General features: G+C 42.4%; 13 protein-coding genes and 1 pseudogene. 10 read left to right on the plus strand and 4 right to left on the minus strand.

Going from position 1 to position 25006, the window contains the following annotated elements; all coding sequences use genetic code 11:
* Positions 1-338 precede the first annotated feature (338 nt).
* On the plus strand, positions 339-2552 hold the full coding sequence (gene katG, locus ACMVDV_RS21305; protein ID WP_416159574.1) for a catalase/peroxidase HPI: 2214 nt from the start codon (positions 339-341) through the stop codon (positions 2550-2552).
* Positions 2553-2651: 99 nt separating this feature from the next.
* Here the strand turns inward: katG and ACMVDV_RS21310 are convergent.
* Both ACMVDV_RS21310 and ACMVDV_RS21315 read right to left on the minus strand, forming a co-directional pair.
* Positions 2652-2858, minus strand: a pseudogene (locus ACMVDV_RS21310) (alpha/beta hydrolase family protein); the annotation flags it as partial.
* Positions 2859-2928: 70 nt separating this feature from the next.
* Positions 2929-5391: a prolyl oligopeptidase family serine peptidase gene (locus ACMVDV_RS21315; RefSeq protein WP_416159575.1), complete on the minus strand. Its 2463-nt coding sequence runs from the start codon at positions 5389-5391 to the stop codon at positions 2929-2931.
* Between the two features lie 428 nt (positions 5392-5819).
* On the opposite strand from ACMVDV_RS21315, the gene ACMVDV_RS21320 reads away from it, so the two are divergent.
* The 5 genes from ACMVDV_RS21320 to ACMVDV_RS21340 all read left to right on the plus strand — a co-directional run bounded on the left by ACMVDV_RS21320 (position 5820) and on the right by ACMVDV_RS21340 (position 14341).
* On the plus strand, positions 5820-6827 hold the full coding sequence (locus ACMVDV_RS21320; RefSeq protein ID WP_416159576.1) for a LacI family DNA-binding transcriptional regulator: 1008 nt from the start codon (positions 5820-5822) through the stop codon (positions 6825-6827).
* Positions 6824-8065, plus strand: coding sequence for a glycosyltransferase (locus ACMVDV_RS21325; RefSeq protein WP_416159577.1), 1242 nt, complete (start codon positions 6824-6826; stop codon positions 8063-8065). The genes ACMVDV_RS21320 and ACMVDV_RS21325 overlap by 4 nt, the downstream gene beginning before the upstream one ends.
* 107 nt (positions 8066-8172) lie before the next feature.
* Entirely contained in the window at positions 8173-9399 is a 1227-nt protein-coding gene (locus ACMVDV_RS21330) for a threonine/serine ThrE exporter family protein (RefSeq protein WP_304178842.1), read from the plus strand.
* 698 nt (positions 9400-10097) lie between these two features.
* Entirely contained in the window at positions 10098-12656 is a 2559-nt protein-coding gene (locus tag ACMVDV_RS21335; RefSeq protein WP_416159578.1) for a TonB-dependent receptor, read from the plus strand.
* A 275-nt stretch (positions 12657-12931) separates the two neighbouring features.
* The gene (locus ACMVDV_RS21340) at positions 12932-14341 is read left to right on the plus strand and encodes a TonB family protein (protein ID WP_416159579.1); all 1410 of its coding nucleotides are present in this window, start codon (positions 12932-12934) and stop codon (positions 14339-14341) included.
* Here the strand turns inward: ACMVDV_RS21340 and ACMVDV_RS21345 are convergent.
* Positions 14322-16475: a winged helix-turn-helix domain-containing protein gene (locus tag ACMVDV_RS21345; protein ID WP_416159580.1), complete on the minus strand. Its 2154-nt coding sequence runs from the start codon at positions 16473-16475 to the stop codon at positions 14322-14324. The two genes, ACMVDV_RS21340 and ACMVDV_RS21345, sit on opposite strands and share 20 nt — an antisense overlap.
* Positions 16476-16676: 201 nt before the next feature.
* On the opposite strand from ACMVDV_RS21345, the gene ACMVDV_RS21350 reads away from it, so the two are divergent.
* From ACMVDV_RS21350 to ACMVDV_RS21360, 3 genes are all read left to right on the plus strand, one after another.
* Positions 16677-19301 carry a TonB-dependent receptor gene (locus ACMVDV_RS21350; protein ID WP_416159581.1) on the plus strand — a complete coding sequence of 875 codons (2625 nt, stop codon included), beginning with the start codon at positions 16677-16679 and terminating at the stop codon, positions 19299-19301.
* A 93-nt stretch (positions 19302-19394) separates the two neighbouring features.
* Positions 19395-21446 carry a S9 family peptidase gene (locus tag ACMVDV_RS21355; protein ID WP_416159582.1) on the plus strand — a complete coding sequence of 684 codons (2052 nt, stop codon included), beginning with the start codon at positions 19395-19397 and terminating at the stop codon, positions 21444-21446.
* 181 nt (positions 21447-21627) lie between these two features.
* On the plus strand, positions 21628-22053 hold the full coding sequence (locus tag ACMVDV_RS21360; RefSeq protein WP_304178852.1) for a hemerythrin domain-containing protein: 426 nt from the start codon (positions 21628-21630) through the stop codon (positions 22051-22053).
* Between the two features lie 70 nt (positions 22054-22123).
* Here ACMVDV_RS21360 and ACMVDV_RS21365 read toward each other — a convergent pair whose 3' ends face one another.
* Positions 22124-24304, minus strand: coding sequence for a TonB-dependent hemoglobin/transferrin/lactoferrin family receptor (locus ACMVDV_RS21365; protein WP_416159583.1), 2181 nt, complete (start codon positions 24302-24304; stop codon positions 22124-22126).
* A gap of 173 nt (positions 24305-24477) precedes the next feature.
* On the opposite strand from ACMVDV_RS21365, the gene ACMVDV_RS21370 reads away from it, so the two are divergent.
* Complete coding sequence (locus ACMVDV_RS21370; RefSeq protein WP_301562933.1) at positions 24478-25005, plus strand: MotA/TolQ/ExbB proton channel family protein; 528 nt, start codon at positions 24478-24480, stop codon at positions 25003-25005.
* Position 25006 lies beyond the last annotated feature (1 nt).

Genomic DNA, 25006 nt, shown 5'->3' on the forward strand with positions numbered 1-25006 from the left:
TACAAAGCGATGTTATTTACATGTAATAAACATGACAAACTAAATCATCACTTAGCTAACAGCTAACCACAGGCCAACGAACATCATTAAAGAGCCAGCAACACGATTAAGCCAGATCACAAGGCCAACCCGCCGCAAAGTGAATGACAAAAGGCGAAGCCTTTATTGCCGAGTAGTAACATCATTTCTAAAGCCAGCGTTAATGCTGGCTTTTTGTTATTAATCTTTCATTCATCTATTTTGTCGAACTATTCAATCGCTTTAAACCCTAGAAACTAACTAGCTAGTCGCTTTTTTCGCAACTATAGTTTTCCTTGTTAACTCACAGGAGAACACTCATGTTAAACAAAACAACTTCGACAGTAACAAAAGTTGCCGTTGCTGTTTCATTACTTATCGCAAGTAACAGCCAAGCTGCGACTGACGTTAAATCAAATAATTTTTGGTGGCCTGAACAACTTAACCTAAGCCAACTACGTGTGCACGGTGCAGAATCAGATCCAATGGGCGAGAACTTCAACTACAAAGACGCCTTTTTGAGTTTAGATCTTAAAGAAGTTGAAGCAGATATCGAAAAAGTACTCACCGATTCACAAGATTGGTGGCCAGCAGATTATGGTCATTATGGCCCGTTCTTTATCCGTATGGCATGGCACGCATCGGGTACCTACCGTACCTTTGATGGTCGTGGTGGCGCAGGTGGAGGCCAACAACGCTTTGATCCACTAAACAGCTGGCCTGATAATGCGAACCTAGACAAAGCACGCCGTTTACTTTGGCCAATCAAGCAAAAATATGGGCGCAATATTTCATGGGCCGACTTAATTGCCTTAACTGGTAACGTTGCACTTGAATCGATGGGCTTTAAAACCTTTGGTTTTGCCGGTGGCCGTGAAGATGATTGGGAACCAGATTACGTATACTGGGGCCCTGAAGGAAAAATGCTAACCGACGAGCGACGTGACAAAAAAGGCAAACTTAAAGGCCCACTAGCAGCGGTAGAAATGGGTTTAATTTACGTTAACCCAGAAGGCCCACACGGAAACCCAGATCCATTACTTGCCGCAGACGATATTCGTATGTCATTTGGCCGTATGGCAATGAACGATGAAGAAATCGTTGCCTTAATCGCCGGTGGTCATAGCTTTGGTAAAGCACATGGCGCTAAAAAAGCTGATTGCTTAGATGCAGAGCCAGCTGCCGCAGGTATCGAAGAGCAAGGCTTAGGCTGGAAAAACAAATGTGGTAAAGGTCACTCAGAAGACACCATGACCTCAGGCCTTGAAGGTGCATGGACAGTTACGCCAACACGCTGGTCAATTAACTACCTGCAAAATTTATTTAACTTTGAGTGGGAAAAAACCAAAAGCCCAGCAGGTGCAACACAGTGGATCCCCGTAAACGGCCAAGCTTCTAGCCTAGTGCCAGATGCACACATAAAAAATAAGCGTCATGCGCCTATTATGTTCACTACCGATATCGCCTTAAAAGAGGATCCTGAGTTCCGTAAAATTTCTCAGCGTTTCTTAAACGATCCTAAAGAGTTTGAACTGGCATTTGCCAAAGCGTGGTTCAAACTAAATCACCGTGATATGGGCCCACGTGCACGCTACTTAGGTGACCAAGTACCAGAAGAAGTATTGATCTGGCAAGATTACATTCCAGCAGCTGATCACCCACTGGTAAACAACAAAGATGTAACTAACTTAAAAGCGTCGATTTTAGATTCAGGCTTGACTGTACCAGAGCTTGTTCGTGTTGCTTGGGCCTCAGCGGCAAGCTACCGTGATACCGACATGCGTGGTGGCGCAAATGGTGCACGTTTACGTTTAGCGCCACAAAAAGACTGGCCAGTAAACAACCCAAAAGAAGTGCAAAAAGTACTTACTAAGCTTGAAAACATCCAAACTAAGTTTAATAAAAATGCCGCAGGCGGTAAAAAGATATCACTTGCGGACATGATTGTACTCGGTGGCGCTACAGCCATTGAAAAAGCGGCCAAAGATGCTGGCTACTCAGTAAACGTACCATTTCAAGCAGGCCGTATGGATGCATCATTGGAAATGACCGATGTTGAGTCATTCGACGTGCTTGAGCCAACAGCTGACGCGTTTCGTAACTACTATAGCTCGGCGTGGAAATCACCAGCCGAAATGCTAGTAGAACGTGCCGACTTACTGAGCTTATCAGTACCTGAAATGACCGCACTTGTCGGTGGTATGCGTGCTTTAAATGCAAATACTAACCAAACTAAACACGGTGTTTTCACGGCAAAGCCAGGCACATTAAATAACGACTTTTTTGTGAACCTACTTGATATGTCAACTAAGTGGTCTAAGTCATCGACAGAGGGCATTTACGAAGGCCGCGACCGCCAATCAGGAAAGCTTAAGTGGACCGCCACTCCGGTTGATTTAATCTTTGGTTCTAACTCAGAGCTTCGTTCAATTGCTGAAGTGTATGCCGCAGATGACGCAAAACAAAAGTTTGTTGATGACTTTGTTGCTGCGTGGACAAAAGTGATGACACTCGACCGCTTCGACCTACGTTAAGCGTTTACTTTCATAATTAACCAAGCCGCTTTTTATCATCAATCTGAAGCGCGGTATGAAACCGCGCTTGTATATTTTTGAGTTTACAGTGAGTCAAAATTACTCAGCTGAAGTTACTGCCCCAACAGAGCTTTCGTCTCTCAATAAATACTTATCAAGCCACTGCTCTTGCTCCCACAACACATGCAGTAAACTCTTACGAGCACGGTAGCCGTGAGCTTCGTAAGGTAACATCACTAAACGCGCTTCTTTACCTAAACCTTTCAGTGCTGCGTACATACGCTCGCTTTGCATCGGGAAGGTGCCGTGAGATTAAGGGTGGGTCTTCTTCCCATGTAATTAAATTAACAAGCGCGGCATAAACCGCACTTTGAATTTACTCTGTTACAGAAAGTTCAGTATTTGCTTGAGCATCGCTTGTATGCGCTGCGTCAGTTAGCAAGTACTTTTCAAGCCACTGCTCTTGCTCCCACAACACATGCAGTAAACTCTTGCGAGCACGGTAGCCGTGAGCTTCATAAGGTAACATCACTAAACGCGCTTCTTTACCTAAACCTTTCAGTGCTGCGTACATACGCTCGCTTTGCATCGGGAAGGTGCCAGAATTCGGGTCTTCTTGACCGTGGATCATTAGCATGGGTTCGTTAATTTTTTCAGCATGAAAAAATGGCGACATCGCTGCGTATACGTCTTGTGCTTGCCAAAAATCACGCTCTTCACCTTGAAACCCAAACGGCGTTAAGGTGCGATTATACGCGCCACTGCGGGCAATACCGGTTTTAAATAAATCACTGTGCGCTAATAAGTTCGCTACCATAAAGGCACCATATGAATGGCCTGCAATAGCAATTTTATCTTTATCCGCAATGCCTTTTTCGACCAGCACATCAACCGCAGCTTTGGCACTTGCAACTAACTGTTTTCTAAATAAATCATTCGGCTCTTTGCCTTCTACGCCGACGATGGGCATTTTCGGATCGTCAAATACGGCAATACCTTTCGCAAGGTAAGGCATTGGCCCCCAATAACCAACATAAGTAAATTCATATGGCGATTCACGCACTTGTGATGCAACCGCTTTGTCTTTGTATTCCAGTGGGTATGCCCACATTAACACCGGTAATGGGCCTTGGCTTTTATCGTAGCCCGGTGGTAAATATAGAGTGCCTGATAACTCCACGCCATCATCACGCTTATAACGTACCAGCTCTTTTGTTACGCCTTTAAACGCCAGATACGGATGCTCAAACGTAGTGAGTTGAGTCAGCGTGTCATCGTCTAAATCACGAATAAAAAAGTTAGGTTGCTGCGTTTTAGATTCGCGAATAGTGATTAATCGCTCACCTTCATCATCAAGCATAGCGCGTACGCGTTCATAGTAAGGCGCTTTTGATTGCCATAAACGCTTGGTTGTATTGGTTTTAATGTCGTACTGATCTAAAAACGGCATATTACCTTGCTCTGACGCTCCATCGCCACGCAAGAATATATAACGTCCACCAACGACTTTAATTACACTCGCACCTAAATCATTGTGCTCATAAATTGCATCACCAGGATCCTTATAGGCATCGTTATAACTGCGCTGTGAAAATAATACGCGGTTGCGATCAGCATTACGCGGTTGGATAACATAAGTGCGCACTTGGCGATCACTAAAACGCCATTCGGTTAATAAAGCAACGTTTTCATTGGCCCATTGCATGCCTGAAAAGCGGCGTTCAACTTTAGCAAATAGCTTTGCTTCGCGCTTGAATGGTGAACGTAAGCTATATAAATAATCATGATGAGGCACATCGGTTTTCATATCGCCGCCATCTTGCGCCTGCGCCCAAATAACTTCAGCACCTTGGTCATCGCGCCACTGAAAATCACGACGCCCGGTGCGAACACTGTCATAACCCTGCGGGATATTATCGGCAAGCGGCTGTTTAGCTAGTTCTACCAACGCATAACCGCGCATTCCCCATACCTGCCATGTTGTTGCAAAACGGCTATACGGCACTTGATAAGAAAAAGGTTCATCAATGCTTGCTACTAATATATTGGTTGAATCAGGTGAAATTGAAAATGATTTAAATAATGCTGGCTGACCAATTGCTGAGGCAACACCACTCATCGGAATATAGCTTAACTGCCCTTGACCATAAAACTTAAATTGCTGTTCATCAAATGGGCTAGTTAATAAATTTTGGTAAGTCCGCGCAGGGGCTTTTTGACCGCTACTTTGTTGAATAACCGGTACTACGCTGTTGCTGTCGTTGGCTAATCTTGGTTTACCCAAGTTAACAGCCACATTGGCAACAATAGCCGTGCTATCTGGCAACCACTGATAGGGGGCTGCGGTTAACACGGAATTAAGCGACACGTCTGACAACTGTCGTGCTTGTTTTGTTTGCGTGTTATAAACCCATAAGTTTGCTTGTGTTGGCTGCTCAACAATAAACGCGAGGTACTCACTGTTACTTGACCATTTAGGCGAGCGGATCACCCCGTTTGGCAAATTATTAACTGCAATCACAGCTCCCGTCGCAATGTGCTTTAATTGCAGGCCACTAAATTTAGTACGAGGACGAGAGCGGGAAAAATTAGCTGGGTTTAGCTGTATGCCTGCTAATTTTAGTTCTTCTTTCGCTAAATCATCCAGTGTCTCTACACGTTTACGATCAAATAGCGCCAACCATTGACCATCGCCCGATAAATAACTGCTAGGTGCTAATTTTGCGTCAACTAATGCTGCTAAATCACTGGAGGGGGTTTGATAGCCTTGTGCAGCAAGTGCTGAGCCAGTAACACTAACACTCAACACAAATACCAATAAAAGCTTGATACCTTTCATGGTTTATCCTTCATTTTTATTATTAATGGCTGTATCTAAACATGTTTTGATACATTCATAAAGTTTTTGCGATCATTTAGCTAACAGAGCCGATTAGGTGACTTATATACCCAAACCACCTCAAGATGTGAGTTTCAGTTGGAATTAAAAGCGATTTAGGCAAGGCATTGATTGCAAGTAATAGTGGTTCTATTGTTAAAATCAATAACGCAGTATAAATCGCTTTTAAACCAACCCGTTGGGCGTTCCACAGGCACTTACTCTCAGCGTTGTTACTTCTTAAAAGGGACTGCCATTGTTGCAAAGTAACGCCTTGATATTAAGCACCTGTGAAACGCTGAATTCTGCATCTTGGGGTGGCTTGGGTATATAGACAAACTGCGTTAAACTGGCTACTTAGTTCAAGCAATTGCTGACGCATAATTAACATGAAAATTAAAACCGATAAAATAACTATTTTTGACGTTGCCAGAGAAGCACAAGTTTCTAAGTCAACGGTGTCGTTAGTGCTTACCCAAAGTGACAAAGTCAGTGATAAAAGCAAAGCAAAAGTGTTACAGGCAATTGATGCATTAGGGTATGTTTATAACCGTGATGCAGCAGCACTGAGAAGTCGTCGCTCTAACTTAGTGGCGTTAGTGATCAACGATTTAACCAACCCTTATTCTGCGCAACTTGCTGTTGGCCTTGAAAACCATATTCATGCATTAGGCATGCTGCCAATGTTGGTCAATACTGCTGAAAGCGTAGAGCGTCAAACTCAAGTAGTTAAAACACTCAAAGAATATAATGTGGCTGCGTTTATTATGTGCCCTGCTCCTGGCACTACCCAGCAATGGGTTGACGGGCTGATCGATAGTGGCTTTCCGGTTATTCACATTATGCGCGAAGTACCCTTTTGTGGCGCGCCAACTATATTACCCGATAATAAAAAAGGCACTCATTTAGCAACCTGTCATATTTTACAACAAGGTATTGAAGAGGTTGCATTTGTAGGTGGTACTGAGGATATTTCCGATCACCATGAACGTTTAAGTGGTTTTCACAGCGCTCTACAACAATTTAATTTACCTCAAGATAAACCAATCATTACCGCAGCCACGAATCGTCAAGGCGGACGTGATGCCTTTAACGCTCTATACGCACAACATCCTCACACTAAAGCGATTATTTGTTTTAATGATGTTATTGCTTACGGTGTCATCGAAGCTATTCGTGAGCAGGGTTTAATACCAGGTAAAGACATTAAAGTCGTGGGTTTTGATGATTTAGCCGATTCATGCTTAATGTCGCCATCACTAAGTAGTGTCACTATTAATGCCGATGATATCGGTAAGCGTGCATGCCAAGTATTGCAAGAATTGCTCAATCAAAGTATCCCTGCAGTACGCACCTTAGTTGATGTTCAGTTACAGATAAGAGATTCAAGTCAATGAAAAAAGTATTAGTAATTGGCTATGTGTGGCCAGAGCCAAATTCATCCGCCGCTGGCACCCATATGATGTCGCTGTTAAACGCCTTTAGAGCACAAGATTGGCAGGTTGAGTTTGCCAGCCCAGCACAAAAAACCGAGCATATGGTTAACCTTGATAACTACGGGATCAGCAGCGCGACAATCGCCCTTAATTGTGCAAGTTTTGATGAATATGTTAGCAACTACGCCCCTGATATCGTGATGTTTGACCGCTTTATGATGGAAGAGCAATTTGGCTGGCGAGTAGATAAATACTGCCCTAGTGCACTGAAAATTCTCGACACTGAAGATTTACAGTGTCTGCGTAATGCGCGCCATGAAGCCCATAAAGGGGGGCGAGCATTTAGTCACAGTGATTTACATTCTGACATTGCCAAGCGTGAAATCGCCGCGATTTTACGCTGTGACATAAGCTTAATTATTTCCAGCTTTGAAATGCAGTTGTTAGCAGATGTATTTAAGGTAGATAGCCGTTTGTTACACCATTTACCGTTTATGGTCGATTTAACTGCGCTGCCAGTGCAAACAAAATCATTTGCACAACGTCAACACTTTATGACCATTGGCAATTTTCGCCACGCTCCTAACTGGGATGCCGTACTCTATTTACAACAAATTTGGCCACTCATTCGTAAACAACTGCCGCAGGCTGAGCTACACATTTATGGCTCTTACCCGCCGCCAAAAGCAACAGCCTTAAATAACCCCAAAACTGGCTTTTTAATAAAAGGCTGGGCGGATGATGCCTATCAAGTAATGGAAAATGCCCGCGTCTGTTTATCACCGCTGCGTTTTGGTGCAGGCATTAAAGGTAAGCTGTTAGAGGCGATGATCATGCAAACACCTAGCGTAACAACCCCTATTGGTAGTGAAGGCATGCATGGAGATTTAGACTGGCCTGGCGTGGTAGCAACTGAGCCGCAACAATTTGCCGATGCCGCTGTAGCACTGTATCAAGATGAAGGCGTATTTAAACAGACACAAAAAACTGCGACTCTTCTACTGCAAACATTTTATGACAAAAAATCATTATCCTTTGATTTAATGCATAAAATAACTACAACTTTAGCTAATTTAACCCAACATCGTGAAGCCAATTTTACCGGACAAATGCTTAAGCATCATACCATGCGCAGCACCCAATATATGGCGCAATGGATTGCAGCAAAAAATAACCAACCTCTCACTAGAAAAAACTAGACAGGCGGGGATTTGTGTTTAAAATTCCCGCCAAACTAGGTAGGCAAATTTAGATGTATTGTCTATATTTTTTAACTGAATAATTTAAATTTTGGTTCAATACACATTTGAAAACCGCAACGTTCACAGAAAAGCGCAAATTTATCGTTAAACTGGGCAAAATGCTCCATAAATATGGCACCCCAGCTTATCGACTCGAAGCCCACTTAATGGAAGTGGCGACTTACCTTGATCTTAAATCATCATTTGTGATGTCACCCACCTCTGTTACTTTTGTGATCTGGACTGATGGCCACGAAGACGAATACACCCACGTAGCCCGAGTTGATCCTGGCGATCACGATTTAGGTTCGTTAGCCGATACCGATGATCTGGTGAATAAAATGCTCAATGGCGAACTCACACTACAAGAAGTTGATGTGCAACTCGACGCCATTTTTATTATGCCCAACCCGTATAATCGCTTTACTACAGGGGTTGCCTTTGCCACCTCTGGCGGTGCATTTGCAATGTTAATGGGCACCAGCTGGAATGACGTCTTTTGGTCAGCTTTACTGACCTCTGTCGTCTACTTATTTGTACTATGGTCTGCGCGCTCAAAACGCGTAGCCCATATGTTAGAGCCATTAGTGGCGATAGTGTCGGCTATTTTGGCCTGCGCTGTAAGCGTACATTTAGATGCTGGGATCAATATTCGCCTAGTGGTTCTCTCTGCCATTATCGTGTTTATACCAGGACTTGCATTAGCATTGGGCTTAGCTGAACTTGCAGCGCGGCACTTAGTATCTGGTACAGCGCGGGTGATGGATGCCTTTATGCTGTTGTTTAAACTCTATTTTGGTGCATTCATCGGCATTGCGATTGGTTTTGCACTGTTTGGTCAAGCCGATTTTATACAACCTGAGCCTTTACCGAAATGGACCGCATGGCTGGCAATATTTTTACTCTGTAGTAGCTTAATTGTTATCTTTAGAACCAAACTAAAACACGCTACTTGGTCTATCGCCTCTGGCTTTATTGCTTATGGCAGCAGTATTGGCTCTGCAATGTATTTAGATTACACCTTAGGAACGTTTGTAGGCGCATTTGCGGTGGGCGTATTTAGTAACCTATTTAACCGCATAGCGAATGCTCCCGCTTCAATTGTTGCCATGCAAGGCTTGATTGTATTAGTACCGGGCAGTAAAACTTACATAGGTTTAAACTCATTAATTGAAGGACAAGATTTTGTGTATGCCGAGCACATCGGCCAACAAACCTTCCTGATATTTATGTCACTGGTGGCTGGATTGATCTTTGCAAACGTTGCACTGCCACCGAAAAAGAGTTTGTGAACCAATTAAGAGCCTGATCGACAAGGCTCTTACTTTAGAGTTATTAATTTAAAAGAAACGCATAAATTAATATGCTAGTTAATTCCTTTATCCTGATGTCTGCACTCGCCACTGCTGATTTCCCTACCTGACCTTTCACGCTTAATCTTTCCCCCTTCCCCCTTCACCCTTCACCCTTCACCCTTCACCCTTCACCCTTCACCCTTCACCCTTCACCCTTCACCTTTTACCTTTTACCTTTTACCTTTTACCTTTTACCTTTTACCTTTTACCTTTTACCTTTTACCTTTCATTTTTTAATCCACTAGTTGTGAATTACAATAATTAAAAGCACAAAAACAATTAAATAAACTTAACTTATTAAATAAAAACAAAAGTAATGAAAATAGTAAGCAACTGATAAAAAAACAAATAAACAAAATTAAAACAAGATTCTATTTTAAAATTTGTTACTTTCACAACTATTCATCTCGATTCAAGACTCTAATTTTTAAAAGGCGTTTAATAGAGTCACAAACAAAACTGGCAGTGGTTATTTTTTATATGCGAAGTAACCATAAGCTAATCACTTAGCCGCTAATCTAGTTTGTAGACAACGGTCTTATTAAATTCGACTATTAAAAATGACTATATAAGTACGAATGGTAAGTCCTCATTTGACACAACAAAATGAAGTTTTGATTCAAGGGGAATCGAGGATGTTAAAAGTAAAAATAAATAAACTGTATTTAGCAGTAAGTGCATCACTAATTACATCAGCATTAAGCTTACCTATGCTAGCGCACAGTGCTGAACTTAAAAGTACAGACGAAGTTGAAGTGATCCAAGTTCGCGGTATCCGTGGCAGTGTTGTAAAATCACTAAACACTAAGCGTTATTCAAATGCGATTGTCGATGCAGTGACTGCGGAAGATATCGGTAAATTCCCCGATCAAAATGTCGCAGAATCATTGCAACGTATCACCGGTGTATCAATTAGCCGTAACTTTGGTGAAGGTGAGCGCGTGAGTATTCGTGGCACCAGCGAGAGCCAAAACCGTACACTGTTAAATGGTCAAGCTGTTGGCTCTGCCGACTGGTGGACTAACTCCGCAGCAAACCGTGGTTTTAACTATACGATGCTGCCTTCGGAAATTGTCTCTGGCTTAGAAGTGTATAAATCACCTGAAGCGGATATTGATGAAGGCTCGATTGGCGGGACTGTTATTGTGCGTACTCGTAAGCCGCTTGATTTAGAGGCGAATAAATTTGCCGGCTCAGTACTTGCACAGCACAGCGAAATTTCGGGCGAAACCGACCCGCAGCTCTCTGCTATGTATAACTTTAAAACTGAAGATGAAAGCTTCGGGACGCTTATTTCGGTGGTTCGCCAACAGCGTAATTTACGCCGTGATGGTATTGAATCATGGAGCTGGGCAAAACGTGATATCACCTTAGAAGATGGTACTGAGTATAAAGACGTATACAGCCCAGGCGGTGGTGGCTCGGCGATGTTCTTGCAAGAGCGTATTCGTACTGGTATTAATTTAGCCATGCAGTATCGCCCTACCGAGCAATTAGATTTAACCTTCAACGCGCTTGATTCAACCCTTGAAGCAAATAATGAAAACCAAAACTTCCTTTGGCTACCCGGCTACGGTGGCTCACAATACACTGATGTCACGTTAGTAGAAAATGATCACGTTGGTACTATGCTGGTTGGCGGAACTCTAGGCTTATCTGCAACTGCGAATAACATTTTAGACGAAACCAAAGTACGTAACTCTGAAATCAACACCAAATCATACGATTTAAAAGCGGATCACCAAGGTGATTTATGGTTGACCAGTGTGCATGTCGGTTATACCGAAGGCAGTGGTGGTTCACAAGCTGATCGCAGTGTTGGCTGGGAAGGTAACTATGTGCATAGTTTTGACACCTCAAATGTAGAAGATGTACGAACTAGCTATGCCGCAAACCCTGCTGATGGTAAAAACTGGGATTTAGGTTTTCTACGTTACGATAGTAATGATGCCAAAGATGATGAAACTTACCTGCAAGTCGATTTTACGCGGCCAATTGACATCGCTGTCTTTAGTAAAGTTAAGTTTGGTTTAAAGTACCGTGATCATTCACGTTTTAATACTAAGCACACCACTGATAACCGCACGGATCTAGGCTGGAACTTAGCTGACTACTCGTTATCAATGCCAGCCGATTATTTATCGGGCCTAGGCTCTGACGGTACGTTACGTGATTATGCAATCACCGACTCTGATAAAGTTCGCCATGAAGGGGATGCCCTTGATTGGAACTACCGTGTACTCAAAGCCAGTACCTTTGAAGTTGAAGAAAAAATTACCGCCGGTTATATCAAAGCAGATATCGATGTTGAAGGTATGCGCGGTAACTTAGGTGTTCGTTTAGTGCAAACGCAACAATCAACCGCAGCCTATGTAGGTGAAAGTGGCGCTGAAGTATGGACCGATGATGACCGTGACTATTTTGATATTTTACCTAGCATCAATCTTGCGATTGATTTAGATGACGATGTACTGCTGCGCTTTAGTGCTGCACGTGTTATGTCGCGCCCAGATTATGCAGCAATGACACCTTCGACCTCTTATAATCTTGAAACACAAACTGGCAGTGGTGGTAACCCTGATATCGACCCATATCGTGCAACACAGTTTGATACTGGGGTGGAATGGTATTTCAGTGATGCAGGTTTATTCTCAGCGGTGGTCTTTTATAAAGATATTCAATCATTCTTAGATGTTTCACCCAACTTGGAGATCCATGAAGGGATAGAAATCTTAGTGAATCGCCCTACTAACGGTCGCTCAGGGCGCATCCAAGGTCTTGAATTAGGTTATCAACAAGAGATCTTTGCTGGTTTTGGCTTAAATGCTAACTATACATTTGTCGATGGTGAAGCAAAAGATGCCGATGGCAATGATACGATTATTCCTGGTAACTCTGAACACACTGTAAATTTAAGTACTTACTATGAAACAGAAACCTTTAGTACACGTATTTCATACAACTTCCGTACTGGTTATAACTCAGGCCAAGGTCATGGTTATGTTGATGATTATGGCCAGGTAGATGCGAACTTTACCTACAACGTAAACGATAATTTAGCGCTTGTTTTAGAGGCAATTAACCTCACTGACGAACATACCTTTAGTTATCAAGAAGAAGGTGTGCAACAAGCACTAACAGGTGTATACGCCGATGGCCGTCGCTTTGTAGCCGGAGTACGTTTTAACTTTTAATCCCCATTTGTCGAACTCCAAGCTAACACAGGTATTCGACTTTCGCCAAGGATGGCAAGCCCCTATGCCCAGGGGTTATACCCAAGCCGCTTCAAGATGCGAATTCTGCATATTGAGGTGGTTTGGGTATGAAGCAGGCAGTCACTTGACTGCCTGCTTTTTTCATTTGTGAAATTACCCATATTAGTCGCGCTAAGGCGCTAGTAATAATAAACAAAACAAGTACAATCAATAGGTAAAAACGTTACTCGAACAACATCGGCGAAGCATAATACGTGTCAGCACAGACAGCTATTGATCACAGTAAGCAAACAACAGGATTTTGTCACTACAAACTCTTATTGGTATTGCTATGTCTGCTGTTTATACCTCAGACGAAAGCAGACTTGCTGAGTGCAACCCTTGACTACCACCAAGGAAACTTCAACGAAGCACAACACGAATTTCAACAACTAGCGTATTTAGGCAATGCAGACGCAATTTATAACATCGCTGTAATGTATTTACACGGCCAAGGGGTTGCAAAAAACAAAGCACAAGCCTATGCCTGGTTTAGCTTAGCTGCTGATTTTGGGCTGCTCGATGCGCGCGATACGGCAATGCTAATAGCCAGACAAAGTAACAATCAACAACCCCTTGATGACGCCTATAATGCACTGTTAAAACAACTTAGTTTTCAATGGTATGATCAACAGTTACGGCCAGAGTTAACCGCCAGTCCTGCCCCGCATTCAAGTCCACAGCGTAGCTATACAGTTGAACCTAAATACCCAGAGCATGCCTATCAAAATGGCATAGAAGGCTGGGTGTGGCTTGAATTTGATATTGATAAAAGCGGCGCTGTAACCGATATTTCCTTAATTGACTCCTACCCCGAAAAAACCTTTGATCAAGCCATTATCAACGCAGTGAAGCGCTGGCAATATCAAGGTGATAGCCAAACCTTGCCTTACTATAATCGTTCTTTGTTGTATCACTTCACCACTTACAAGGGTAAACAGTACGAGCAAAGCTTTAAAAGTCAGCAACGTGAATACAATGAAAAGATTTCTGAGTTAATTGATGCCGCAGAGCAAGGTAACGCCTTAGTACAGTATTATATTGCCAATTGGCTAAGTTCAGATGAATACAACGCGACCCGCTTATTGAAATACCATTGGCAGCAAGCCAACGCTAATAGTGAATTATTACTGCGCTCAGCCGTTAACGGGTATGCTAATTCACAATATCGTATTGGTGCAAATATGCTACGCGGCGAGTATGGTAAAGTTGATCGTGAAAAAGGCTTAAATTGGATTCTACTCGCTGCTCAAAGTGGTTTTGCCAATGCGCAATACCGTTTAGGACGAGAGCTGTTGAACAGCCAATATGTCGATTATGCCCCCAATAAAGCCCTAACATGGTTAAAAGCGGCAGCAGCACAAGGATTATTTAGTGCTAAACGTGAACTTGCCTTATTACTTTTTGAGTTAAAAAAACCACCGCAACAGGTCACCGCAGCCTTAAATTCGGCATTGGCTGATGATAGTGAACACCCACAATTATTATTACTTAAAGCGCAAATTCAAGCGGCTAATAATAAACCGCAGGCAGCTCAAAAACTAGCGAATAGCGCCCTACAAGAAGCCCGTAGCCGTAATTGGGATCAAAGCAGCATCAAACAGTTTATGGCGACACTGCCTTAATGGCTTTGTGCAATAAAATATCTGTTTCAATGCCATCCACTTGACTAAACACCACTTGACGACCATCGACTGAGCTACTGATATTAAGATTAATGTCAATATCATAACCATAAACACCCAGCTCTTTTATAAACACATTGCGCTTTTGCTCGGTTAAGTAACAATACAGCAAGAGCTGATGTCCTTGGCGTAGTACATAATAAATGCCCTGTTTAAATACCGCAGGCTTAAACAGCTCAAGTGATGGCAACAATTGCGCTAATGGTAATTGCTGCTCTAACACCGCTGATAAATAAGTACGCACGTGTAAATCATGCTCTAAATACGAGCTATTAAGCTGCCAAAGTGGGTGTTCCTCATCTAAGCTTTGCAACGCGACGTTATCTTTCACTAAGGTATTACTCATAAGTTGAATATCGTAACGCCAATCTTGCCATTGTAACTGCTCATTGGCGCTTTGCTCATTGCTAACTTGATAATAAATACTGTGACTATCTTGTGACCAACGCACCCCATTGAGCTGCTCAAAACCAGAAATGATTGGTACTAAACGACGTGAAAAGGTATTGATCAAATACACATTTTGCTGTTCATCCGCCAATAATACATTGTCGCCATTCGGTGAGAAAAGCAGATATTTAGGAGTAATATTACTAGGTAAAGTGGCAATTAGGTTCGCGGTTTTACGCTGTTTATGTTTCAGCCATACTTCGATATGGGTAAAGCCCGTGATCCCTCGACGTTGCAATGAAATAAATGCGCTTTGTTGTCCGTCTGGGGATACTGCGGGTAAAATGTCCATTCGCGCAGAAGACGATAATTGCATAGTATTGCGGATTTTCGGGACATCTTTACTTAAATCTAACTCAATTTGATACAAATTAACCCGTGCTTGCCCTTCCGCATGAGCAATATCGCCCGTTTGCGGGTTAATTGCCAAATCGGCGACAAAACCCAATGGTTGATGTACCAGTTGCTGATTACCTTGGTAGTCATAACGACGTAACGCATCATCACCGAGCCAGTAATAACCCTGTTCACTATCAAATAATAACGGCGCATGACTGTGCCGACTGCGCTTTATTTCAGTGCGTTGCAGTGATTGTGTTAAATCCACTTCACTGACGCTAAACCAGCCTTGATCTTTTTCAAGTATGAGCATTTTTTGCTGCTCATTAATATCAAAGGTGATCGGTTTAAAATCCCCCACGATTTGCTGCTCTAATAAAGTGGGCGTAGGTGAAAATGCCAAGGTATATTTTACTAAGCGCGGTTGTTCGTCTTGCCAGTGCGTGGTGTAAATAGTGTTGTTATCGGCCCAGTGTAATTTGCTAGGTCCATGACGTTGCTGGCAGCGAGTGAGTTTAAACTCAGGACTCAAGCGCCATGTTTCAATGGCATTAGAGACAGGAATAACGCGGATATCGCAACTAAGCGGATCATATCTAAAGTAAGCCAGCCATTTACCGTCTGGCGACCACACTGGCGCTTCTTCAGAATAACCTGAATTTTTAATACTGTGCACGGTCTTGCTTTGCTGATCATAAACGGCTAAATCAAATTGACTTTGTTGATCATTTGATTGGCTAAATGCTAAATATCGGCCACTGGGAGAGTAACGTAAAAAAACTTCAGCCCCTGGCGCTGAGGTGATCCGTGATTGATATTCATAGTTTAAAGTTGGCGCTTTCGGTGCAAGTAAGTGCTGGCTGACAAGTGTCAGCATAGCGCCTAACATTAAACCTAGGGCAACAAATACAGCCGATGTGCGCGGCGTAGCCGGAGTAACTTTATCTAATAAGGTCGGTGCATCACTGACCTCTGCTATTAACTGATAGCCAACTCGCGGTACGGTACGAATAAACGTTGCGGTGTTTTTATCATCATGTAGACTTTTACGTAGTTGTGTTACTAGCTGACTGACTGAATTGTCGCTCACTACGACATCCGGCCAGAGCGCATCCATAATTATATCCCGTGATACTGCGTTGCCTTGGTGTTCTAGTAACAACTTTAATAACACCAACTGCTTTGCTTCAACGGCACACCAACGCCCTGCTACCTTTACTTTTAGAGCAGCAAAATCAACGAGCACATCGTTGAGTAGTAACTGTTTTAGTTCGGTTGTTGGCATCGTTTATTTTTTACACACGTTAATCTATGGTTAAATTAGTCAAGAAAGCGTACTATACCCAAACCATCCCAAGATGCAGAATTCAGCATTTTGGGTATATAAGCAAATACGGTACATAGTAGCATACTCAATGAGTGTGTTCTTATTTTATAGGTAGTTATCACTGCTAGTTTTTCTCATGTTGTTCTTGTTGGGTTGAGTATGACAATAAAAATAAAAAAACTTGTTAACATAATGCTCATTGTCAGCGCATTCAATGCGCTTTACTCAAGTGCTAAAACGCCCCCTCATACTGACCAAAACCAATTAGAAACAATTCAAATTAGGGGCTTTCATGACAGCGCTATCAAATCACTACGAGACAAGCGCGATAGCCAGTCAATCATAGAAGCAATCAGCGCGCAAGATATCGGTAAGTTCCCTGATAAAAATGTCGCGGAAGCATTGCAACGCATCACCGGTATTTCACTTTCGCGTGTCCAAGGAGAAGGTGAGCGCGTAGGTGTTCGTGGCACAACACCGGAACAAAATCGCACTTTTTTAAATGGCCAAGCGATTGCCTCTGCAGATTGGTGGATCTCAACCCAGCCTGATCGTGGTTTTAATTACACGCTGTTACCCGCTGATTTAGTGTCCTCTCTGGAAGTATATAAAACCCCGCAAGCGGATCATAACGAAGGTTCATTAGGCGGCTCTGTTAATATTAAAACACAACGACCTTTGCATACGCAGAACAATCAGTTTGTTACCAACGCACAAGTACAATACAATGATTTATCAGGTGAATTTGACCCACAACTGGCTGTATTTTATAACTGGACTAATCCCGATAAAAATTTTGGTGCATTAGTTACCTTTACCCGTAATCAACGCTCACTACGCCGTGATGGTCTTGAATCTTGGGGCTGGCATGAACAAAACTTTCAACAAAATGCCGATGGTAGCCTGTCCGCAACAGACAGTGACACTGCCAATATAAAAAACATCTGGACGCCCGGTGGTGGTGGCTCTGCCATATTCCAGCAGCAGCGACTATTAACGAGTGCCACGGCAAACTTTGAGTATCAGCCCGATTTAGAGTGGAACATTCAACTTAATACCTTGTATTCCGTACTTAATGCCGATAACAGTAACCAAAACTTTTTATGGCAACCCAGTAGCGTGTTTGCCAGAGGCGGTCATATCAGTGATGCTCGCATAAGTGATAACACATTAACTTACGCCCGCTATTCAAAAGTACCCGCACAAAATGCCCAAAATTTACCATTTAGTACCGCCATGGAAGCTATTTGGCGAGAATCTGAAATCAATACCAGTAGCGTGCATTTAATTGTTAGCCAACAAGCGCACCTTTGGCAGAATCAATATCAAATTGGTTTTACCAAAGGCGGCGGTGGTTCAAAACAAGATCACACCTCACAATTTTCGACCAATACAGCCTTTACTGTAGATACCACTGAGCGTAAAAATATTATTGCTAATTACGATGTGTCTCCCCTTGATGCGCAGGCTTGGCAGCTAACAGAAGCACGTAACGACAGCCAAGATTCAAATGATCAAGAGCTCTATTTACAAGCTGATTTTGAACGCGCGATTGACCACTCAATCATCAGCGCCATAAAGGTAGGTGCCAAGTACCGCGATCATCAACGCGATTTTATTCGTTATCGCTCATTTAACGGCGCATTTGATGGTATAGCCCAGCAACTTGATTGGACCTTAGCGGATTATCCAGCGGCTTTTCCTCATGGCTTTTTAGCCGATATTGGCGATCAACACACCCTTAAAAATTATAGTTATGCCGATATCAGTGCCTTATCAAATGATTTCCAAACTATCGACTTTGTGCAACAAGAAGAAAAAGCCAGCCGTTTTGATATTCAAGAACGCACTACTGCAGGTTATGTTAAATTAATGCTGGATGGCGATGATTACCGTACCAACTTAGGCGTACGCGTTGTTAATACCGTTCAAGACTCCGGTGCTTATCAGCGTGTTGGTTCACCGGTTGAACAACAAGAAAGCTTTGTCTGGCAGCAACACAACAAAAACTATGTCGATATATTACCCAGCGCCAATATCAGCATTGACCTGAACGAGAACCTGATCGCCCGCGTCAGCGCTGCACGTGTGATGTCGCGTCCACAATATAATCATTTGATGCCTTCCACTAATTACAATGTCACCCAAGCACAAGGACAAGGTGGCAACCCTGACTTAGATCCGTATCGCGCCAATCAATTTGATGTAAGCGTTGAATGGTACTTTGATGATGCCGCCCTGCTCTCTGCGGCATTATTTAACAAAGATGTTGAATCCTTTGTCGAATTTAAACGCACCATTGAACAACACGAAGGCATTGCTATGACCATTGACAGGCCCATCAATGGCAGTGGCGGCACTATTCGAGGTGTAGAAATTGGCTATCAACAAGAGCTTATTTATGGTTTTGGCTTGATCACTAACTACACCTATGTCGATGGCGACCGCACAGATAGCATATCAGGGCGTGAGGATTATGTGCCTGGCACTTCAAAACATACAATAAATTTAACCAGTTACTATGAAAATGAGTGGTTAAGTTCACGTTTAGCCTATAACTATCGTACTCATTTCGCCACCGGTGTTGGTGAAACTATGATGGATAACTTTGGTCAACTTGATGGCAGTATTACCTTCAAAGTATCTGACAGCTTTGATTTTGTAATTGAAGCAATCAATCTTACCGATGAAATCACTTACCTGTATGAGCGTAATGAATATGCACCAACAGGCATTTATCAAAATGGCCGTCGCTTTTATGTTGGTGTACGTTACAGCCATTAATCGATAGTGCTTGGAAGTTAATCGCATATTTTCGTAATTGAGTAGTCTATTGATATACTGCCTTCGATAATTAAAACAAGCGAAGGAAAAATCATGCTAAAAACTAGCTTAGCGCTGGCCATTGGGCTGTCAAGTTCACTGGCGGTTGCTGCCACATCGTTAACCGTCGAAGATATTCCAAAAATTCAATCTGTGCTGCAAACCAGTATCAGCCCTGATGGTGATACAGTGGCCTTTACCCGCTCTGTGCCACGTGAATTATACGTAGCTGAAAATGGCAGCAATTACAGCGAACTTTACGTTGTTGATGATAAAGGTGTAGAGCGCCCTTTCATTACCGGCTCGGTAAGTATCAAGAGTATTCAATGGTCAAACGACAGCAAAACCATTTATTTTTTAGCTAAGCTAAAAGACGACAAGTTTACCGCGTTATACCAAATTCCAGTAGACGGTGGTCAAGCGCAAAAAGTACTGTCGCTTAAAGACACCTCAATTTCTAGTTACCAATTAAGCCCTAATAACAAGCAACTTGCTATTTTAGCTATGCCAGCGGCTGATAAGTCTGAAAAAGAACTGAAAAAACTCGGCTTTATGGCAGAAGTATACGAGCTAGATTTAAAGGATAAACAACTGTTTATTGTTGATTTAGCCAAAGCAGACCAGCCATTAACCCCGCAAGCCCTAAACGTTGCTAACTACGTCAGCGATGTAAACTGGGCAGCACAAGGCGACAAATTATTAGTAAAAACCCAGCCTACTGCACTGATTGACGATAAATACACTAAATCACAATGGCATTTATTTGATATCGCGACTAACCAAGTAACCATGTCATTTGCCACAGAAGGTAAATTAGACGGTGCTGAGCTGTCTCATGATGGCCGTTATATCGCGATTTTGGGTGCCGAAGATAAACACGATCCGGCGACAGGTCGCTTATTCTTAGCAGACACTAAAACCGGTGAAGTAACTGACTGGTTACCTGATTTTATGGGTCACATCGTTGACTTTGAATGGTCCAATAAGCGTAATACATTGAACTTTATTGCCAATGTAGGCACGCAAAGTTTTGTCGCGAGTATTAAAACGGGTTCAAACAAATACAAAAAGCTGATCAAAGAAGGCCAATTTATTGCCTCAAACCTAAGTATTTCTGATTCAGATAAAACCTTAGCGCTACGTGCAAATACAGCAAAGCACCCAAATGAAGTATTTATTGTTCGTGGCTCTAAAGCGCAGCGCTTAACCGATTCAAACAACTGGTTAAATGACAAGCGTTTTGCTAAACAAGAGACTATTTCACTTAAGGCCCGCGACGGTGTTGAGATTGATGGGGTACTCGTTTATCCACTTGATTATAACGAAGGCACACGTTACCCATTGATCATGTCTGTGCACGGCGGCCCTGAAAGCCATGATAAAGATGGCTGGCTAACAAACTACTCGCGCCCAGGGCAAATGGGCGCCGCACGCGGTTATGCGGTGTTTTACCCGAACTACCGCGGCTCTACCGGTAAAGGGGTAGGTTACTCTAAACTAGGCCAAAACGATTACGCAGGTAAAGAGTTTGATGATCTAGTTGATTTTAAAGATCACCTTGTTGAAATGGGCTTAGTTGATGCAAAACGCGTTGGTATTACCGGTGGCTCATACGGCGGCTATGCCTCAGCATGGGGCGCAACAAAACTGACTGAACACTTTGCGGCAAGTGTGATGTTTGTGGGCGTAACTAATCAGCTATCTAAATTTGGCACTACGGATATTTCTAACGAAATGAACCTAGTACATGCCCGCTCTTACCCGTGGGATAAATGGCAGTGGTATTTAGAGCGCAGCCCTATTTACTGGGCCGGTCAATCAAAAACACCGTTGCTTATTATGCACGGTAAAGATGACCCGCGTGTACACCCTGCACAATCAATGGAACTGTACCGTTACATGAAAGTACAAGGCAAAGATGTACGTCTTGTATACTACCCGGGTGAAGGACACGGTAACCGTAAAGTCGCTGCCCAATACGATTACAGCTTACGCCTAATGCGTTGGATGGATAATTACTTAATTGATGGCAACAAAGATATGCCAGCGTTTGAAATTGACCATGCCGCCAAACTAAAAGCAGTAAAAGACGCGAATAAGTCATAGTTAAGCTTACTTATTGAAAGGCCAACCACAGTGTTGGCCTTTTTCATTTTAACCTGTAATTTTTACATTCTTGCTATATCACCTTGCTATTCGCCATTTTTATTTCAATATAAAACAACAACTTAAATCATGGCTCGTCACTTGCTTACTAACCTATAGATGAGTAAAGCAAGGATAAATCATGAATATTTTTAAAGCACTACGTAACGATCACGATAAACAACGCTCACTGGTTGATGCACTAATTGCAACACATGGAGATTCACCAAATCGTCAATCGCTTATGGATAATTTAAAACATGAGCTGGAAGAGCATGCCAAATTTGAAGAGCGCTATTTTTATAATCCCTTAATGTTTGATGATTTAACCCACGAAAAAGCCCGTCATGGTATAGCCGAACACCATCAACTTGACGAATTAATTGAACAACTTGAAGAAACCGATATGAGTTCATCCGCTTGGCTGGTGACTGCAAAAAAACTTCATCATCTTGTGCACCATCATTTAACTGAAGAAGAGCATGAAATATTTCAGTTAGCTGGGAAAGCACTGAGCGAAGAGCAAAAACTAAGCTTAGCCGAAAAATATAACGATGCGATGAATTAAGCCTTATAGATGGGTGCTTTGCTAGCAAAAGCACCCTTTATAACGCGAGCAATGTAGCGTGTTTTGCTCATTAAAAGTTATATTTAATCGTGGCAGAAAAGTTACGCCCTGCGCTGGCAAGGTTTGCTAAGCTGTCGCCAGCATCATGGCCAGCAAGATTATTATGCTGGTAATACTCTTTATCAAATATGTTATTTACCGCTAAATTTAGCTGTGTATCAGCTAATCGATAACTTAACTGCCAATCAACCGTGCCATAACCTGGGGTTTGGTATTTTCCTTCATTTACCTTCGTCATTTGTTTTGCCCAGTTTAAAATCACATTGCTGGCAAAATCATCTTGTTTGTAACTAATACCTAGATTACCTGACAGCGGACTGATACTGGAAATATATTCATCTGTGCTGTTATCTTTACCATCTTGATATGCCACATTAAAGAATAGGTCAAGGCTGTCTGTTGCATAAAAGGTCGCGCCAAACTCCGCACCTTTAATCGTTACAGAGTCAAGGTTGTGGTATTGAAACGTATCTTGTATATACGAAAATGAGCCATCAGCATTAAAAACGCTGTCACGGTTAACCAGCTCAGTGGCCAAAAAGTTATCAAACTCATTGTAGAAAACAGCGGCATTAACTGTAAAGCTACCAATATGGCCACGTAAACCTAGTTCGTAGCTATCACTTTCTTCCGCCGATAGATCATCACTTGGCATGATTTCATAGATGTATTCTGAGGTTGGTTGATTGTAGTGCTCAATGTACGCTAAATCATAGGCTGGCACTTTGAAACCTTGGCCATATTGCGCATACGCCGACAGCATATCGTTAATGTAATAAAGTGCACCCAAATTAAACGATAGGTGTTGATCATCAATTTTTGCAAACTGAGTGCCATCCGTTTTCAATGCACCATTAGGGTCCATTTCATAATAGTCAAACCGAACGCCTGGGGTGATCACTAAACGTTTATCCATGAATGAGATTTCATCATTAATGAAAAAGCCTGCTCTGAAGGTATCATTGCGCGGAAATTTACTGGTTGAGTCATCTTTACTGACCACACCATCCGCTTCTCGGTATTCGTGCACGGTACGCAAACTATCAGTTGTTTCAATATCTAAACCAAAGCCTAACGTGTGCTGCTGATTTAGCTGCTTACTGGCGTTCGATAACAAGCCTTTCGTGGTTTGCTTATAAAGACCTGTTTTAAACATATCGCGCTTTTCAACGGTACCAAACATCGGCGCATTAATATCTAAAAATGCGTACTCTTCATCTTCTTGGCTGCTTTCATTGTAGTACCCCCTCACATTAAATTGATCCCACAGCAAGGTTTGCGCGTTGCTGTGATAGCTTAATTGATACGAGTTAGTTTCTTTATCAGTAATAGTGTGCTCATCGACAATGTTATACCCGTATTGTGCTAATGAACGAAAATAAGCCAATAAACCATCAGCGCTATCACCTTTCGCTTCTTGGCGCCAAAGATCGACGCTAAAATCTAGCGAGTCAGTTTCACTGATATTGTACTTGCCCTTATACATGAAGCTGCTTGATTCAATGTCAAATGGGCTCAGTGATCCATCATAACTTTGCTCTTCTTCACCATCGCGTAAGGTGCTACTAAGCACATGTTCAACATCGCCAGTAATAAAAGCCAAAGTACCAGCAAGCGTATATTGGCTACTTAAATCGCTATAACCGGCTTTAACATTACCTGCAAATTGCTCACCCGGCTGTAAATAATCGCTGGCATCTTTAGTGGTAAACACCACAATACCGCCTAATGCATCTGAGCCATACAATGATGACGATGCGCCCTTTGCCACTTCAACCTGCTTTAACGTATCTGTTTCAATAAAACCGCGCCCTACAATATCGTTTAAGCCATTTGCCCCATACCCCTCATTCATGCGCATGCCGTCTTTGATCATTAAAATACGGTCCGAGCCCATGCCACGCACTGTAATATTTTGCGCACCACCAATGCGACCCGTAATTTGAATACTCGGGTCATATTTAAATAATTGATTGATGTCGGTTACTGCTTGCATTTGCATCTCTTCAGCCGTCATTACTGAAATACTCGCAGCCACATCTTTTAAAGGCTTTGCAATACGAGAGCCTGAAACAACCAGTACTTCTAATTCATCATTGGTAATTGACTGCGTATCATCTGCAATCGCACTAGCATGAAAAAGAACACTGCTAATAGCCAGTGTGATCAAAGAGAGTGTCGGCTTAAACATTTTTACATCCTTAATTTTTATTAGTAAAGCAGTGAATTCCTGCAAAAAACGAGAGAATAATACGCCATTATGAAAATTGATCAACACCAATGATAATAAATTTCATTTAGATTCTTGATTAAATATATGCAATGCTTTAAATTTGCCGCCTACTAATAAAAGGGGTAACTACTGTGAGTATTCAAACCATTGAAGTATTAATGGCTAATGTTTCTGAAATTTTAATGACACCGGTGATCATCGCTATTGTGGTGTTATTTATTTATGCAATTTTTGCATTGGGGCGGTTCATCAGCGAATATTGTATTCGTAAAAAACACAGCCTGCTCTATCAACGTCAAATAGACACTAAAAGTCCCAGCTGGTTGCGCGGCTTTGATATTCATAATTACTTTATTAAACACCCCAACGCGAGCGAGGATGAATACGAAGTTTTTGCGCTAAAACAACTCGAAACCTTACGAATTGTCACCCGTATTGCGCCAATGTTAGGGCTAATTGCCACTATGATCCCGATGGGGCCTGCACTCAAAGCATTAGCCGATGGCAACATTCAGGGTATTAGTGAAAATCTGATCATTGCATTTGCAGCGGTGATTTGGGGGTTAACTATTTCGACTATTACTTTTTGGCCTGCGTCAGTAAAAAAACGCTGGTGTGCCCAAGAGCTAATTAACATTCGTAAGTTTAGAGGCCAGTGAG

The sequence above is a fragment of the Pseudoalteromonas sp. ASV78 genome, from assembly GCF_047806705.1.
In the GTDB taxonomy this organism is placed as follows: Bacteria; Pseudomonadota; Gammaproteobacteria; order Enterobacterales; family Alteromonadaceae; genus Pseudoalteromonas; species Pseudoalteromonas prydzensis_A.